Here is a 15,349-nt window from a genome sequence, read left to right on the forward strand (position 1 = left end):
CCACTCATCACGGCACAGCTCTGCGGGGGCTGTCTACAGGACCAAGGGCACGAGTTGGAGCGGAGAGGGCTCGCGACCGCGAGTGTGCAGGTGCGTCCATGAGTGAGCAGCCCCAAGGCGCACACTCACGGACGTACCTGCACACTCGCAGGTTGACGAGGCTAGGACAGGCCTCGCGAGCGGCGGATCGCGGCGAGGACCGACGGCGGCAGTGCGCGCTCAGCCTCAGGCGGCAGCTCGGTGAGGAAGGGGGAGCGCTCGCGGACCTGGCACAACGGGCACAGCCCGGAGTCCTCGTCCTGGCCGCCCGGCGCCGGGGCGAGGCTGGCGGTCGCGGGCCGGGTGACGTCGTGGGCCGCCAGGCTCCCGACCTCCTGGCTGTAGCGCGCCCCGCAGCGCCGGCAGGTACGAGGCCGGTCAGCGGCAAGTACCGTGACCTCGGCCTGCCAGGCCTGGGCCAGGCTCACCGTCACCCCGGCGTGCAGAGCGTCAACCGGGCAGGCTCCCACGCAGGCCTGGCATCCGCGGCAGGCGGCCAGGTCCTGGACAAGCCCGCGCAGGCCCGAGTCGGCGTCGGCCATCTCCAGCGCGCCATGCGGGCACGCCCAGGTGCAGGCGGCGCACAGGGTGCAGTCGGATGCGGTCAGTACCCGCCCGGCGGCGGGTAGCTCGGCCAGGGCGGCACTGGGGTCGTCAATGCGGTCCTGGGCGTACAGGAGCCGCAGTGACTGGATGAGGCGTGCCTGCTCGTCAAGGGCGAGGTCGAGGACCCCGTCGAGACGTGCGCCCACCAGCGCTCGGCGCGGCAGCGGGGCGGCCTCGGCGCGCAGGACCGGACCATGGCGCAGGCTCCGGCCCGCCGCGGGCTCCGTCTCAAGCAGCTCGCCGAGGACCTGGCGCCACACGGGCAATGACGACGGCGTCGGCCCGTGAGTGGGGCACCACCGCAGTCGAAGGCTGCGCACGCCGTCGGCCAGCAGCTGCGGAACCAGGCCCAGCGCCTGCTCGTCCAGGCAGCCCGGCCACCGCACCACGGCGGTGCCGTGCGGGCCGGGCGCGGGGGAGGCGTCGTGGCAGGCCAGCACCACGACCTCGACCGACTCGGTGGCGCGCCCCCAGCGCATTAGGGCGGCCGCGTCCACGCAGCTGGGCTCGGCCTGGGCTGGGGAGGAGGTCGGCGAGGTCATCGGCCCTCGGCGCCTCGAGCCTGCACCGCCTCGGCCAGGCTGGAGGCTTCAGCCGCGATACCGTCGAGCAGGCTGGCGACCCCGTGGAAGAGGTGGGTGGCGGCCTGGGCGCGCAGGACCTGGCTGACCGCAGGGGCCAGAGGCGTCAGGAGATGGCGCACGGTGGCCACGAAGGCCGTGGCCTGAGCCGACGGCGCGGGCTGCGCGACCGCGCGCACGGCCAGTGAGCCGGTGCGCGAGAGGACTACGGCCAGGTGATCGTGCGGCAGCAGCGCCAGGTGCGAGGGTGAGGGCAGCGCAGCCTCAGCCTCGGCCGGGGCCGGCGGCGCCTGGGGAACAAGGGCGCTCAAAACCGGCCGGGTCACGGAGGCCGGTCCGATGAGCTCGCGCCAGTCCGCTTCCTGCGCCTGTGGGCTCTCGTGGGCCGCCGCCCCGAGCTCCTCGGCGCCGGCCAGCGAGGCGGCGTCGCGCAGGGGCCAGCGCTGGGTCATCGCGCCCTCGTGGAGGTTCTCGCGCAGCACAGGCGAGGGCGGGTTGGCCGCAAGCATGGAGACGACGGCGCAGGCGGTGGCTAGCCGGGTGGCGCGAGCCGGGAGGTCGTCGGGTGCCGGGGCGCTGAAGGGGTCGAAGCTGTCAGGGGCAGTCATGCGGTCTCCTCAGGGACTGATGGTGCAGGGGCACCAGGAGCAGGGGTGCTGGGGATACTGGGGTGGTGAGCGATGATCGCGTAGCCACCCTCGTCGGCCTGCGCTGGGGCGCCGGCGCCGATGGCCTGGGCAAAAGTGAGGACGGTGGCCAGGGTCAGCTCCTCCAGGCCCCGCATCCACCGCGTGCGTGAGGCGCCGCGCGCGCGTTCGAGGATGGCGGGAGCCCAGGTGAGCAGATGTTCCTGGGTGAACTCCTGAGCCACCGCGAGGTAGGAGTCGGCCACGTCCTCCTCGCCGCGCTCCAGGGCGTCCAGGGCAGCGGTGCAGCAGTGGGCGAGGAAGTCCAGCTCCAGGCCCAGGTGATCGTCAGGCTCGCGGCCCAGCGCCGGCGCGCGCAGGCCCGCGCGCCGGTACATCGAGCGGACGTCCAGAGTGGCTGCGTCAAAAATCAGTCCGTCGGTGTTGCGATGCACGGACTCATAGGGAGGAATGAGGGCGCGTGCGGTGATGCCGTAGAGGCGGTCCTGATCGTCCCGGACATGCTCAGCGCTCTCGCCGTCGCGGCGAGAGGTCTTCAGGAGCTGCCAGCCGTTCTCGCGAGCCTGCTGGGCGTCGGGGGTCTCCTGCGGCAGCCCTGACAACGGCCACTGCCCAGCGAGGCCGGCCACCTGGTCCATCGTCTCCTCGTCTGGTGGCGTGAGCTGAAGGCGGGCCAGGACGGTGAGTGCGGCGGCGCAGCGGTCAAGCAGGTCGGGGTTCATGCGGTCTCCGAGTGGCGTGGGGCAGGGGTGGTCAGGTGATGGGTGTCGGTGTCGTCATGTCACGGTGCCCACGAGTGTGCCCTATCGGGCGGCGCACTCGTGGGCACAGCGTGTGGTGGTTCGGCGTCGTCGTCAGCAGGCTGAGGGACGAGCCGGTACCGGGTGGAGCGGCTCAGCCGCCGAGCCCGGACTGCAGGGTGTTGAGACCCACGTGGTAGAGGCCCTCGTAGTGGATGACGCGGCCGGCCAGCTCAGTGACGATGGCCAGGACGTAGGCGACCACGATCGTCCACACCAGCGCCGTCGAGGGGTGCTCGGGCGCCTTGGCGCGGCGGTAGGCCACGAAGCGCACGAGGACCACGACGGCGGCCAGGATCACCAGACGCACCGCCAGCAGCGGGCTGTGGGTCAGGCAGTCCAGGACGTGAGCAGAGGCGGCGTCCTCGGAGCCAGACAGGTGCAGCAGGTAGAAGGGGTAGGTCACCAGCAGCACCGCGCCGGCCACGGAGGCGAGCACCGAGACCTGCTGAATCGCGCGGGCGATGAGGCCGGAGGCGGTCTCGTCCAGCATGTCCTCACTGGTCACCTGCAGGGTGGAGAGCGTGCGGGCCCACAGGCTCGCGGCACCGTCGGCCTCGCGCTTGCGCTGCTGGGTCCAGGCCAGGAGCAGGGCGACCGCCACGGCCAGGGGGCCGGTGAAGAAGGCCGAGCCCAGGAACAGGGCCCAGGTGGCCGGGGTGTGCCAGGCCGGGATAGTCGGGACCGAGTAGTAGACGCAGATCATGGACACCAGCAGGGCCGCGCCGGCCAGCGCCGTGAGGACGGCCAGCGCCTGGCGCAGGGCCCGGCTGCCCTTGCCTAGCCACTCGGTGGCTGTGTAGACGAAGCCGAGGCCGCCGTAGAGCACGCCGAAGAGGATCTCGCGGCTCAGCCATGAGCTGTCCACGTGACGCAGGGTGTTGACGGCGTGGAAGGGGTCGCCCAGGTGGAAGAAGGCGGCGAAGAAGCCCAGGACCAGCAGGGGGCCGACGGCGAACAGCGCCGCCCGGGTCACACGGTCGGTCGCGGCTGTGGGCTGCTTGCGGATGAGCCCGTCGGCCTGGACGAGGCCCAGGGTGAGGAAAGCGCCCACGGACATCTGTGCCAGGACCGTGAACAGGATCATGGGGAGCTCGGCGGTGTTCATCAGATCTCCCTCGGGTTCGCGATGGATCCGGTGCCCTCGTCCCACGACTGGGCGTCGCGGTGAGGGTGGATGACCAGGTGGGGGCGGGTGATAGACGGGTCAGGCAGCGGGGCGATGCCGGCCTGGTCGCCGTGCTTGGCGCGCAGCTCCTCGATCGGGCCCCAGTCCAGGGCGCGTGAGGGGCAGGCGGATACGCAGGCAGGGTCCTGGCCCGTGGAGCGGTAGTCGTAGCACAGGTCGCACTTGGACATGTGGCCGCTGCGCGGGTCCAGCTGCGGGGCGCCGTAGGGGCAGGCCCACTGGCAGTAGCGGCAGCCCACGCACTTGGACTGGTCCACGTAGACCGTGCCGTCCTCGCGCTTGGACATGGCGGTGGTCGGGCACACCTCCATGCACACCGGGTTCTCGCAGTGGTTACAAGACACCGAGGTGTAGTAGGTGAAGACGTTGGGGGTGTAGGTGTCCTCGGTGGTCTGCCAGGTACCACCCGTGTACTCCACCACGCGGCGCCAGGTCACGCCCACGGGCAGGTCGTGCTTGTCCTTGCAGGCGATCTGGCAGGCCTTGCAGCCATTGCACACCGCCTGGTTGAAGTAGAAGCCGTAGTCAGCTCCGGCCTCGGTGAAGCTGTCAGACATTGTTCGTCATGCTCCTGGTCAGAAGGGGTCGGTCAGGCGGTGGGTGCCTTAGCAGCCTGCACGAGGGCCGTCTGCTGGGGATTTCCCTTGGAATAGGGGGTTACGTGAGCGGAATAGAGCATGTTGGCAGCGCCACCGTGGTCGATTCCCTCCTCGTCGAGCTTGAGCCAGGCGCCCTGGGGTACATCGATGACGCCCGGCAGGATCCGCGGCGTGACGTAGGCCTGGCAGCGGATGTGGCCGCGGTCATTGAAGACGTCCATCTGGTCGCCGTTAGTGATGCCTCGCTCTGCGGCGTCGATGGGGTTGATCCAGATCTTCTGCGGGTGGGCCTCGACGTTGCGCGGTAGGTTGCCGTAGGTCGAGTGAGTGCGGCCCTTGAAGTGGTGGGAGATCATCTGCAGCGGGTACTTCTTGCGTGTCTCGGTATCCTCGGCGCCCTCCCAGTAGGGGCGGTAGACCGGGATTGCGTCGATGACGTCACCCTCGCGTGGGTCCTCGATGGTCCACTCCTGCTTGGCCTGCCACATCTTGGTCGAGAAGATCTCGATCTTGCCACTGGGGGTGTCCAGCGGGTTGGCTACCGGGTCGGAACGGAAGTCCTTGAGGGCCACCGTCAGCCCCTCGGGGTTGTGGTAGCGGTGTACGCCTTGGGCGGTGAACTCCTCATAGGTGGCGGGGAAACCGAGGTCGGCGTTGTCAGCGGCGTCGGCCTCGTAGATCTGGCGGGCCCAGTCCTCCATAGTCTCGTTGCCCTCGGTGAACTGCTCACGTACGCCGAGCTTGTCTGCTACCCGCTTGCATACCTCGTAGGCGTCCATGGCCTGGTACAGAGGCTCGATGGCCTGGTTGGTGCTGATGAGGTAGGCCATGTCCCCGGTGTACTCGCTGGGGACCAGGTCGAAGCGCTCGGCGGTGGTGGTGTCGGGCAGTACCAGGTCGGACAGCTCGCACGAGCGGGTCATCTGGTTGTCCATCGAGACGATGAACTCGCACTTGGTCTCATCCGTGAGGAGCTCGCGCAGGTAGTTGATGTCCCCATGCTGAGAGGCGAGCATGTTGCCGCCGTAGCTGAGCATGAACTTGATCGAGGAGTCGAGCTTCTCTGCGCCCTGGACGCCGAAGTTCTTCGCCGTCATCGACGGGCCGTCCTCGATGGCGCGAGGCCAGGTGTAGTAGGAGATCTTGGCTTCAACGGGGTTGTCGAGGGTGGGCAGCCAGCTGGTGACCGGCCAGTAGTAGCCTTCCTGGCCGCCGGTTCCTCCACCGGGCAGGCCGACCTGGCCAATCATGGCGCCGATGGTGTAGATCGCACGGCACTGGTTCTCGCCGTTAGCGTGCTTCTGCGGACCCCAGCCCTGGGTGAGGTTGACCTTGCGGCCGCTGGTCAGCTCACGTGCCAGATTGATGATGACGTCCACCGGAACGCCGGTAATCTTGGAGGCCCACTGTGGGGTCTTCTCTACGCCGTCCTCGCCCTCGCCCATGACATAGGCACGGTAGGAGCTGCCGGCCGGCACGCCCTCAGGCATGTGCTGCTCGTCAAAGCCCAGGCAGTAGGTGTCCAGGAACTCTTGGTTCTGGCGGTTCTCCGAGATCATCACGTGCGCCAGGCCTGCGGCCAGGGCGACGTCGGTTCCCGGGCGGATCGCGATGTACTGATCGGCGAACAGTGCGGTGTCTGAGTAGCGCGGGTCGATGACGATGACCTTGATACCGGCCTCACGCATCTTGGTGATCGTGAAGTACACCCCGCCGCCGGACATGCGCCGCTCCACGGGGTTGTTGCCCCACAGCACGCAGATCTCACCGTTGGTGATGGTCTCCTCGATAGAGTTGGAGAACTGCTCCTCGGTGCCGAACATGGCATAACTTGCCTGCATCAGCGTGCCGTAGGAGTAGTTGCCGTAATAGCCCAGGAACCCGCCAAGGCAGTTGAACAGGCGCGGCCAGCCACCGGAGTAGGCGATGGCAGCGTTCCACACGCCCGATCCGTAGTTCTTGTAGACGGCCTGGTTGCCGTAGGTGTCGATGGTGTACTTCAGCTTCTCAGCCAGCAGGTCGATCGCCTCGTCCCAGGAGATCTCCTCCCACTGGCCCTCACCGCGCTTGGTCCCCTCCTTGCGTTTGAGCGGAGCCTTAATACGGTCAGGGGAGTAGATGCGCTCGCGCATGTTGCGGCCGCGGTTGCAGGCGCGGATGTTGCGGTTTAGCAGCGAGTCATCGCCGGTGTTGTCCGGCAGAACGCGTACCACCGTGCCGTCCTTGACCTGCAGGCGCAGTGGGCAGCGTGAACCGCAGTTGACTACGCAAGCGGACTGGATGGTGGTATCGACGCCCTCCATGCCTTCGACCTCGGCCGCGCTGGCTGGGGTGCCGGTGCTCGGCATGCCCAGGTCCGTGGCGGCCACCAGTCCGGCCGTGCCGGCGGCGACGGAGGACCAGGTGAGGAAGGATCGTCGCGAGGGGCGCGGACCGCGCTGAGCGGCCGACGAAGGAGCCTCGACCGCAGTGGCGGACGAGTCGGGCGAAGCCGTCATGGATGCCTCCGGGGAGATCGGTCGTGATGAGAAACTGCATCCACGATAGGACTAACGGACGTGTGTCGTTTAGTTCGCGGGTCGACCCTTCGTTTTGCCTGCAATGACATCATCTTTGGGTACCCTTACTTCTCGCCAGCCGGTCAGGTGTTCGCGAACGTCACCCTTGCGTATACCCTGCCGACAACCTGAATCAGCTCCAGGACAGGACGTTGACCGTGAGTGCCTCCCAGGACGATCCGCGCTACCAGCGCACCCGCCGCGCACTGGTTGACGCAGTCCTCAGCCTGGCGCGGCGCAAACCGATCGCGCAGATCACCGTCTCTGAGCTCGTCAACCGGGCCCACGTCTCCCGCTCGGCCTTCTACGCCCACGCCGCCAGCCCTGCCGACCTCTTGGCCGAGCACCTCATCGCCACCCTGGACCCCTATCTCGATCGCCTCGGCTCCCTCCTGGCAGATCATCCCGAGAGCTACCTGGAGCGCTGGCGCGTGGTCTACATCGAGATGCTCACGGCGATCCACCGCGATGGGAAGGTCTACGCCCAGGTCTTCGACGCTCCTGGCTCCGTGGTCCTGGCTCGGCTGCGCTCGCGCCTGGGGGAGGCAGCGGAGAGCTTCGTGGCCGACTTCGTCCGCCATCTGGCGCAGCCTCCCTCCCCGCTGTGGGTGCGCATGGCTGTCTCCCAGCACGTGGGCAACACCGTGGCCATCATCGACTCCTGGCTCGCCACCGGCATGAACGAGAGCCCGGAGGAGGTCACGGACACCTTTATCTCACTGGCTCCGCCGTGGCTGCTGGTGCGCCTGGATGACGACGGCACGGCGACAATCGGCCGCAGCCGCCTCCTGGCGCGCCTGGCTGGCGACCGCTAGACGCTACCCCTTCCTGCCCTTCGCTACCCGATCGCGTTGCTCGCTACCTCTTAGCGCGCGCAACGGGGGTGCGACGGACGCCATGGGGTAGCGGTGGTCATCGAGGGGTAGCGAGAGTACTCAGGGGGTAGCGGCGCTACCCTGGGCAGCATGGCTAAGGAACACGCTGACGAGACCGAGAAGATGGAGCAGATGCGACGGTGGGTTTGCGCCGTCAGCACTGAGCTCCAGATCGACCCCGGGCTGCTGGCCGCTCACGAGAAGGAGCTGCTCGCCCTCATCTCCACCGTTGCCCACGGCCCCTCGCGTCCCGGCGCGCCGATGACTGCCTTCCTGGTGGGCTACGCAGTCGCATCCTCCGGCCGCGATGCCGACGACGTCATCACCCAGGTCCGCGAGCTCGCCTCCTCCTGGAGCTGAGCGCCGCAGTCTGCTGTCCTGTCTGTCCCCCGGTGAGCGGACCGTCCGCCCCCCCCGGGGGACAGCGCGTCCCCAGGCAGCGTCCAGCCCGGGCCTCTACCCTGGAGGCATGCCGCTGACCTTCCTGCTCGCTGCTGATGCTGCTGCCACCACCGAGCCCAGTGACAGTGCGACCAGCACCGTCGAGGAGACCGTTGGCGCGGTAGCTGACGCAACCGTCGACGTCTTGAGCATCTTGGCGCGCATCGGTTCAGGTGTGCTCGTCGGCATCGTCGTCGCCTTCGTCGGCGTCGTCGTGCTGCGGCTGCTCGGCCGGCGTCGCTCCCTGTACACCGAGGTCGCCCGCTTCAGCCGCACGCCCCTGTACGCCGTGTGCGCCCTGTTCGGTGCCTACATCGCGGCCCAGGTCGTCGCCTCGGACATGACCACCTCCTGGAGGTCGGTGGTCCTCCAGGCGCTGCTCATCTCCGTCATCCTGTCCGCCACCTGGTTCATCGCCCAGCTGCTCAAGGCCGTGGAGTCCACGGTGGTCGGCTCGGTCCAGGCCGCTGGCGATCAGGGGCGCGCCAACCGCGTGACCACTCAGGCCCAGGTTCTGCGCCGGGTGGCGGTCGCCGTCGTCATCGTGTGCGGCGTGGTGGGAGCGGTGATGACCTTCCCCTCGGCCCGCTTTGCCATGGGCTCGCTCGTGGCCTCGGCCGGCCTGGTCTCCGTCATCGCAGGTCTGGCAGCCCAGTCCACCCTCGGTAACGTCTTCGCCGGCATCCAGCTGGCCACCACGGACGCCATCCGCGTTGACGACGTCGTGGACGTCAACGACCTCCACGGCCAGATCGAGGAGATCACCCTGACCTACGTGGTGGTCAAGGTCTGGGACGAGCGCCGCCTCATCCTGCCCTCGACCTACTTCACTGAGAACCCCTTCACCAACTGGTCGCGCCGTAGCCACCAGATGCTCGGGGTCGTCAGCTTCCAGGTCGACTGGCGCGTGCCGATCGCCCAGATGCGTGCCGAGCTCGCGCGCGTGGTGGCTGCCTCGCGCGTGTGGGACGGGCGCACCTGCGCCCTGGTCATCACCGAGACCTCGACGACCACCGTCACCGCCCGCGTCACGCTCTCGGCTGCTAACCCGGACGACCTGTGGACCCTGCGGTGCCACGTGCGTGAGGAGCTCATCGGCTGGATGCAGCGCGAGGCCCCCTACGCCTTGCCACGCACCCGCGTGGAGGTCGAGCAGGTGGAGGTCGCCCACGATCCGGCCCCGGAGAAGGTCGCGCGGCTGGCTGAGGAGCTCGTCGCCCTGCAGAACCCGGGCGACGACGGCGCCCTGGCGGCTACCACCACGATGCAGGCGGTCGAGACTGACCCCATCGAGGCGGCCCGCGTGCGTGCCGTTTCCCGCGGACGCTCCCTGCTGCGCCGCACCCGCCGGGCCAAGGTCCGCCGTCGGCGCATCCTGGCGCGCGACGGGGCCGTGCCGGAGGACCCGGCCTCCGAGGGCCTGCCGCCCCGGCGCCAGGACGCCACTGCCGTCATCTCCACCAAGGACCAGGAGGCTTACCTGGCAGCCCATCCGGCTGGAGGCGCGGGTGGCAGCGACCATCCGACGACGGTCCAGGAGGCTGTCTCGACCGGCAAGGTCAAGGTCACTGCCTCCGCGGCCGAGGCAGAGCCTGCCACCGCGGTCCAGCCGGCCGTGGCTGACGAGGCGGAGGAGACCAAGAAGACACCGCGGCGCTGAACGCTAGCCCGCCAGGGGGCGGTCGTTTCCGCAGCGTGAAAGCGGTTCGCGTTCGGCACCCGTTCGCGCGCACGATAGTGCCGTGAGCGATCCACAGTCCCTCAAGCCCTCCGCGCAGGAGACCAGCCAGCCTGGCTCCGCGCCCGTCCTCGACCCGACCGCCGCTGCCCGTACCGAGGCCCAGTGGCGCGCCGCTCTGAGCCCCATGGAGTACCACGTGCTGCGCGAGGCCGGCACCGAGCGTCCCTTCACCGGTGCCCTGCTGGAAGAGAACCGTGAGGGCGTCTACCGCTGCCGTGGCTGCGGGGCCGAGCTGTTCCGCTCGACCACCAAGTTCGAGTCCGGCTGCGGCTGGCCCTCCTTCTACGATCCGCGTGACTCCAGCGCCGTCACCCTGTCCACCGACACCTCCCACGGCATGGTGCGCACGGAGGTGCGTTGCGCGTCCTGCGGCAGCCACCTGGGCCACGTCTTTGACGACGCCCCGCACACCCCTACCGGCCAGCGCTACTGCATGAACTCCGTCAGCCTCACCTTCGAGCCTGCCGCCCAGGAGGACGACGGCGTCGCGCGGCCCTGAGCCTGAAACCTCATGATCCGCGTCCTGACCCTCAACCTCCAGCACGCCCTGCCCGGCCCCGGCGCGCTGAGTGATCCTGCGACGGCGCCGTTGGCCCGGGCTGATATCACCGATCCTGCAGCGGCCCGGCAGGTGCTGGGCGCGCTGGCTCTCCAGCTGCGCGAGATCTCCCCGGACGTCATCGCGCTCCAGGAGGTCGACCTCGGCCAGGCGCGCTCGGGCAGGCTCAACCAGGCCGCCGAGCTCGCCAGCGCGCTGGGTTGGGACAGCTACCGCTTCGCCGCCACCTACGCCGGTGCAGTGGTCGGGCTGCGGCGCCGGCCTCGGCGCTCGGCCCTTGACTCGCCGGCCGACGACGTCCTCGGCCCCCTGCGTGCCGCGGCGGGGCTGCCCATGGCCGGCTTTGGTAACGCCCTGCTCACGCGCCTGCCGGTGGAGTCCTGGGCCGTGCAGCGGCTCGGACGTGGGCCGGCGCTCGTGACCTCTCGCGCAGGGCGAGGGTGGGACCCTCGCTCCTACCGGCTTCACACCGCCACGGCCCGGTGCCAGCTGGCGGCGACGCTCGCCGTGCCCGGCTGGCATGCACCACTGACTGTCTCCACCACGCACCTGGCTACGCGCAGCGACGTCGCGGCCCGTCAGCTGGCGGCCGCCTGGGCGGCGCTGGCCGCGCGACCGGGTGCGCACCTGCTGGCTGGTGACCTCAACATGCGTGGTGACCGGCTGCGTGAGGTGGGGCTGGCTCGCCAGGTCGGGGAAGGGGAGACCTTCCCGAGCGGGGCGCCGAGCCACCGTATCGATTACTTTCTGACCGACCCCTGGCCCGCCGGTCCTGACGGGAGCCCGCTCGGTCTGGCGGACCTGGCCGCGAGCCAGGTTCCGGTGCTGCGTGCCCGCGCCTGGGGCGTGCGTGAGCTGGTGGTCTCTGACCACGCCGCCACCTGGGTGGACCTGGAGGAGGTGGGGCAACGTGCTTGAGGTTGTCACCGGGCTGGCGGTCTTCGCCGTCGTCATCGCGGTGGGCTGGCTGCTCGTGCGCACCGGTGGGGTACCAGCCGGGAGCGACACGGTACTGACCCGCGTGTGCTTCTACGCCGCCACTCCGGCGCTGCTGGTGACCACCATCGCCGGTGCCGACCTGGCCACGGTGGTCTCGCGTGACACCCTGGCCGGGCTGGCGGCCGAGGTGCTCGGTATCCTCAGCGCCTGGCTGGTCCACCGTTTCCTCCTGCGCCGTTCAATCGCCGAGTCGACCATCGGGGCGCTCGCGGCGGGCTACGTCAACGCCGCCAACCTCGGCATCCCGGTGCTCATCGTCCTGATAGGGGACGCCACCGCTATCGCCCCGATCCTCCTGCTGCAGCTGCTCATCCTCGCTCCGGTCTCCTTCGCGATCCTGGACTGGTGCACTCAGGCTGACCAGGGCGGGGTATCGCGGGCCTCACTGTGGGCGGCCCCGCTGCGCAACCCCTTGCTCATCGGTGTGCTAGCCGGGCTCGTGATCAACCTGGCGGGCTGGAACATGACGCCCTGGCTCGGCGGGCTAGTGGTGAGCAGCCTCCACTCGCTGGGGGCGCTGGCCGTGACCGTCATGATGCTCTCCCTGGGGATGAGCCTGGCGGCCTCCTCTCCCAAGGTCACCCGGCGACTGACGGTCCAGCAGGTGACGCGCCTGACTCCGCAGGGGACGGGGGCCAGCGCAGGCAAGGCTGGCGCACCAGTGCGGGTCCAGGCCGGGGAGAACGACGAGTTCAATGACGTCAGCGAGCGCGGCGCGGTGCTGTGGGTCTCGGTGGGCTGGAAGCTGGTTCTCGTGCCCCTGCTGGCCGCGGCGCTGGGGTGGGCGCTCGGGCTGCGTGGCGAGGCCCTGCTCACGCCGGTGACGACCGCCTCCCTTCCTTGTGCCCAGAACGTCTTCATGTACGCCACGCGTTACGGGGCGGCCAAGCCGTTGGCTCGTGACTGCTGCCTCATCACGACTGCGGGATTCGTGCCGGTGGTCCTGCTGGCCGCTGCGATCCTGCGCTGAGGTCCCCGAGCGGCCAGGTCGGGGTGGGCCAGTCACCTGAGAGCCTTCGGTGCCCCATTCCCGACGTGGGTGAGAATGGGGCCCGTGGAAAGACTCGTCCCGCGCCTTGGCGCACGTCTGCGCCGACTGCCGGCACCGCTGCTCGTCATCGGCTCGGGCGTGTCCAGCTACGTGGGAGCGGGCTTCGCCGTCGCCCTGTTCGCGCTCATGCCTCCCACCACGGTGGCGTGGTGGCGCGTGACGATCGGCGCCCTGGTCCTGCTGGCCTGGCGCCGGCCGTGGCGGCGGGCGTGGACCGCACGCTCGATGGCGGTGGCGGCGCTGTTTGGGGCGGCGATGGCCACGATGAACGTCATCTTCTACGCTGCGATTGACCACCTCGCCCTCGGGACCGCCGTCTCCCTGGAGTTCCTCGGGCCTGTCACCGTGGCCCTTGCCACGGGCCGAGGCTGGCGCCCGCGTGTGGCGGCCGTGCTGGCTCTGGCTGGTGTGGCCGCGATCAGTGGTCTCGGGCTGGACCTGGGGGACCCGCGCCAGCGCCTGGGTGTGGTGCTGGCGATCGGGGCCGGACTGGCGTGGGCGGCCTACATCCTGCTGGGACGGCGGGTGGCCTCGGCCGGCTCCGGGCTGGACTCCTTGGCCGTGGCCTCGGTGGCTGGGTCCCTGGTCTACCTGCCGATCGCCCTGGGCAGCACGGGCGCGGCCTTCAGCTCGGTGGGGACCTTGCTCAAGGTGCTGGGAGTCGCTGTCATGTCCACGGTGGTGCCCTACGTGCTGGACCAGGTCAACCTCGGGCGTCTGAGCTCGGCGACCTTCTCGCTCCTGTCGGCGCTCATGCCGGCCACCTCGCTCGCCGTTGGGGTGGTGATGTTGCGCCAGATGCCCAACGCCTGGGAGGTGGCTGGGCTGGTCCTGGTTTCTGTGGCTGTGGCCTTGGCGGGATCTGGCGGCGGTGCGGGGCGGGGACGCCGTCGTCTTCCCCGGCGCGGGCGTCCCACGGGCGCCTGATCCGTGCGGCCGGGTGGATATCGCCACGAGTGTGCAGGCGTGTGTCCGCTCCCTGACGTCGAGTGTGCAGGTATGACCACGAGTGTGCAGCCGACGCCCTACCTGCACACTCGCGGATGAGGGGGGCGGGAGAACCCTCGATTTCGCGATCATGGCCGGTCCTGGCAGACTCAGGTACCTGGCCCGGCTCCCGCCGTGGCCTGGCTGGTGCCTTGGTTCCGGCGCCTTCCCGAGCCTTTCGGGCGGCCCCTGCGGCTGGTGCGTCGTCGAGCCCTGAACGCCGGCACCCACGCACCGTCGCGCAGACCGCTGCTGGCTCGCGCCGGGGCGACATGCGCACGGTCCCAACTGACAGGACCTCCGTGGCAACCACGACCTCCGCGCCTCGCGCCCCCTTGACCTCCTCCCACCTCGGATCCGAGGGCGGTCCCAGCTTCGCCTCGCTCGGCGTCGACCCCGAGCTGGTGGCGGACCTCGACTCCCGCGGCTTCACCTCCCCCTTTCCTATCCAGACCGCGACGCTGCCTGACACCCTGCGCGGGCGTGACGTGCTGGGGCGGGGACGGACCGGCAGCGGCAAGACGCTCGCCTTCTCCCTTCCCCTGGTCCAGCGTCTGGCAGACGACGACGCCCCTCGCCCGGGCTATCCGCTCGGCCTGGTGCTAGCACCCACGCGCGAGCTCGCCCTGCAGATCGCGGACACGATCCGTCCGCTCGCGACCGCCCTGGACCTGACGGTGACCACCGTCTTTGGTGGCGTGTCTCAGAAGCCGCAGGAGAAGGCGCTGGCCGCGGGCGTTGACATCGTCGTAGCGTGCCCCGGCCGTCTGCTCGACCTCATGGGGCAGGGGATCGTCCGGCTCGACGACGTGGCGATCACCGTCCTCGACGAGGCCGACCACATGGCTGACCTCGGCTTCCTGCCGAACGTCCGCCGCATCATGCGTGCGACCCCGCCCCGCGGTCAGCGCATGCTCTTCTCCGCCACTCTGGACAATGGCGTGGACAAGCTGGTGGACGAGTTCCTCCACGACCCGCTTCACCACAGCGTGGACCCCGCCAGCTCTCCGGTGCGGGACATGGACCACCGCGTGTGGACGGTGGCGGACAAGACGGCGAAGGACGGTCTGGTCCTTCACCTGGCCTCGGGTACGGGGCAGCGGATCCTGTTCACCCGCACCAAGCACCTGGCCCGCCGTCTGGCACGCAAGCTGGTCGCAGCAGGGATCCCAGCCGTCGAGCTGCAGGGCAATATGAGCCAGAACGCGCGTGAGCGGGCGATGGGCGCCTTCTCCGCGGGGCAGGCGCACGTCATGGTCGCCACTGACATCGCGGCGCGTGGTATCGACGTCTCCGGCGTCGAGCTCGTGGTGCACGTGGACCCGCCGGCTGAGCACAAGGCCTACCTGCACCGCTCGGGACGCACCGCCCGTGCTGGGGCCTCGGGCACTGTGGTGACGCTGGTCCTGCCTGAGCAGAAGCACGACGTCCAGGTGCTGCTGAAGAAGGCCAAGATCAAGGCAGATATCGAACGGGTGCGTCCGGATGACGACGTCGTTGCCGCGCTGGTGGGCGAGGTGGCTCCGAAGGTGGCGGTCGAGGACATGCCAGAGGGTGTGGCGATCAAGGGGGGAGCCCCTGCGGCCCGTCGCGGTGGAGCACGTCAGGCAGGCGGGGCCGGGAAGGCTGGCGGTGCCGGCAGGTCTCGCGGCGGCCGCCAGTCGGCCTCACGAGGCT

General features: G+C 69.7%; 14 protein-coding genes. 8 read left to right on the plus strand and 6 right to left on the minus strand.

What is annotated here, in order from left to right:
• Positions 1 to 161: 161 nt before the first annotated feature.
• The 6 genes from HMPREF0058_RS02770 to HMPREF0058_RS02795 all read right to left on the minus strand — a co-directional run bounded on the left by HMPREF0058_RS02770 (position 162) and on the right by HMPREF0058_RS02795 (position 6,959).
• Positions 162 to 1,187: a 4Fe-4S binding protein gene (locus tag HMPREF0058_RS02770; RefSeq protein WP_006548154.1), complete on the minus strand. Its 1,026-nt coding sequence runs from the start codon at positions 1,185 to 1,187 to the stop codon at positions 162 to 164.
• The gene (locus HMPREF0058_RS02775) at positions 1,184 to 1,834 is read right to left on the minus strand and encodes a hypothetical protein (RefSeq protein ID WP_006548155.1); all 651 of its coding nucleotides are present in this window, start codon (positions 1,832 to 1,834) and stop codon (positions 1,184 to 1,186) included. Before HMPREF0058_RS02775 ends, HMPREF0058_RS02770 begins: the two co-directional genes overlap by 4 nt.
• Positions 1,831 to 2,595, minus strand: coding sequence for a TorD/DmsD family molecular chaperone (locus tag HMPREF0058_RS11655; RefSeq protein WP_006548156.1), 765 nt, complete (start codon positions 2,593 to 2,595; stop codon positions 1,831 to 1,833). The genes HMPREF0058_RS02775 and HMPREF0058_RS11655 overlap by 4 nt, the downstream gene beginning before the upstream one ends.
• Before the next feature lie 172 nt (positions 2,596 to 2,767).
• The gene (locus HMPREF0058_RS02785; RefSeq protein WP_006548157.1) at positions 2,768 to 3,781 is read right to left on the minus strand and encodes a dimethyl sulfoxide reductase anchor subunit family protein; all 1,014 of its coding nucleotides are present in this window, start codon (positions 3,779 to 3,781) and stop codon (positions 2,768 to 2,770) included.
• Positions 3,781 to 4,419 carry a DMSO/selenate family reductase complex B subunit gene (locus tag HMPREF0058_RS02790; protein ID WP_006548158.1) on the minus strand — a complete coding sequence of 213 codons (639 nt, stop codon included), beginning with the start codon at positions 4,417 to 4,419 and terminating at the stop codon, positions 3,781 to 3,783. Before HMPREF0058_RS02790 ends, HMPREF0058_RS02785 begins: the two co-directional genes overlap by 1 nt.
• A 32-nt stretch (positions 4,420 to 4,451) precedes the next feature.
• Positions 4,452 to 6,959: a DMSO/selenate family reductase complex A subunit gene (locus tag HMPREF0058_RS02795; RefSeq protein WP_006548159.1), complete on the minus strand. Its 2,508-nt coding sequence runs from the start codon at positions 6,957 to 6,959 to the stop codon at positions 4,452 to 4,454.
• A gap of 218 nt (positions 6,960 to 7,177) precedes the next feature.
• Here HMPREF0058_RS02795 and HMPREF0058_RS02800 point away from each other — a divergent pair, with 218 nt between their 5' ends.
• The 8 genes from HMPREF0058_RS02800 to HMPREF0058_RS02835 all read left to right on the plus strand — a co-directional run.
• Entirely contained in the window at positions 7,178 to 7,834 is a 657-nt protein-coding gene (locus HMPREF0058_RS02800) for a TetR/AcrR family transcriptional regulator (protein WP_024036613.1), read from the plus strand.
• Between the two features lie 150 nt (positions 7,835 to 7,984).
• Positions 7,985 to 8,254 carry a DUF6457 domain-containing protein gene (locus HMPREF0058_RS02805; RefSeq protein ID WP_006548161.1) on the plus strand — a complete coding sequence of 90 codons (270 nt, stop codon included), beginning with the start codon at positions 7,985 to 7,987 and terminating at the stop codon, positions 8,252 to 8,254.
• A gap of 109 nt (positions 8,255 to 8,363) precedes the next feature.
• Positions 8,364 to 9,995, plus strand: a complete 1,632-nt coding sequence (locus HMPREF0058_RS02810; protein WP_006548162.1) for a mechanosensitive ion channel family protein — start codon at positions 8,364 to 8,366, stop codon at positions 9,993 to 9,995.
• An 82-nt stretch (positions 9,996 to 10,077) separates the two neighbouring features.
• The gene (gene msrB / locus HMPREF0058_RS02815) at positions 10,078 to 10,575 is read left to right on the plus strand and encodes a peptide-methionine (R)-S-oxide reductase MsrB (protein WP_006548163.1); all 498 of its coding nucleotides are present in this window, start codon (positions 10,078 to 10,080) and stop codon (positions 10,573 to 10,575) included.
• A 12-nt stretch (positions 10,576 to 10,587) separates the two neighbouring features.
• Positions 10,588 to 11,553: an endonuclease/exonuclease/phosphatase family protein gene (locus tag HMPREF0058_RS02820; protein WP_006548164.1), complete on the plus strand. Its 966-nt coding sequence runs from the start codon at positions 10,588 to 10,590 to the stop codon at positions 11,551 to 11,553.
• Positions 11,546 to 12,604, plus strand: coding sequence for an AEC family transporter (locus HMPREF0058_RS02825; protein WP_006548165.1), 1,059 nt, complete (start codon positions 11,546 to 11,548; stop codon positions 12,602 to 12,604). The genes HMPREF0058_RS02820 and HMPREF0058_RS02825 overlap by 8 nt, the downstream gene beginning before the upstream one ends.
• Positions 12,605 to 12,679: 75 nt before the next feature.
• Positions 12,680 to 13,612, plus strand: coding sequence for an EamA family transporter (locus HMPREF0058_RS02830; RefSeq protein ID WP_006548166.1), 933 nt, complete (start codon positions 12,680 to 12,682; stop codon positions 13,610 to 13,612).
• A 362-nt stretch (positions 13,613 to 13,974) separates the two neighbouring features.
• The coding region (locus tag HMPREF0058_RS02835; protein ID WP_248596995.1) for a DEAD/DEAH box helicase at positions 13,975 to 15,349 on the plus strand (1,375 nt) is incomplete at its 3' end.

Source organism: Actinomyces urogenitalis DSM 15434 (genome assembly GCF_000159035.1).
Classification (GTDB): Bacteria; Actinomycetota; Actinomycetes; order Actinomycetales; family Actinomycetaceae; genus Actinomyces; species Actinomyces urogenitalis.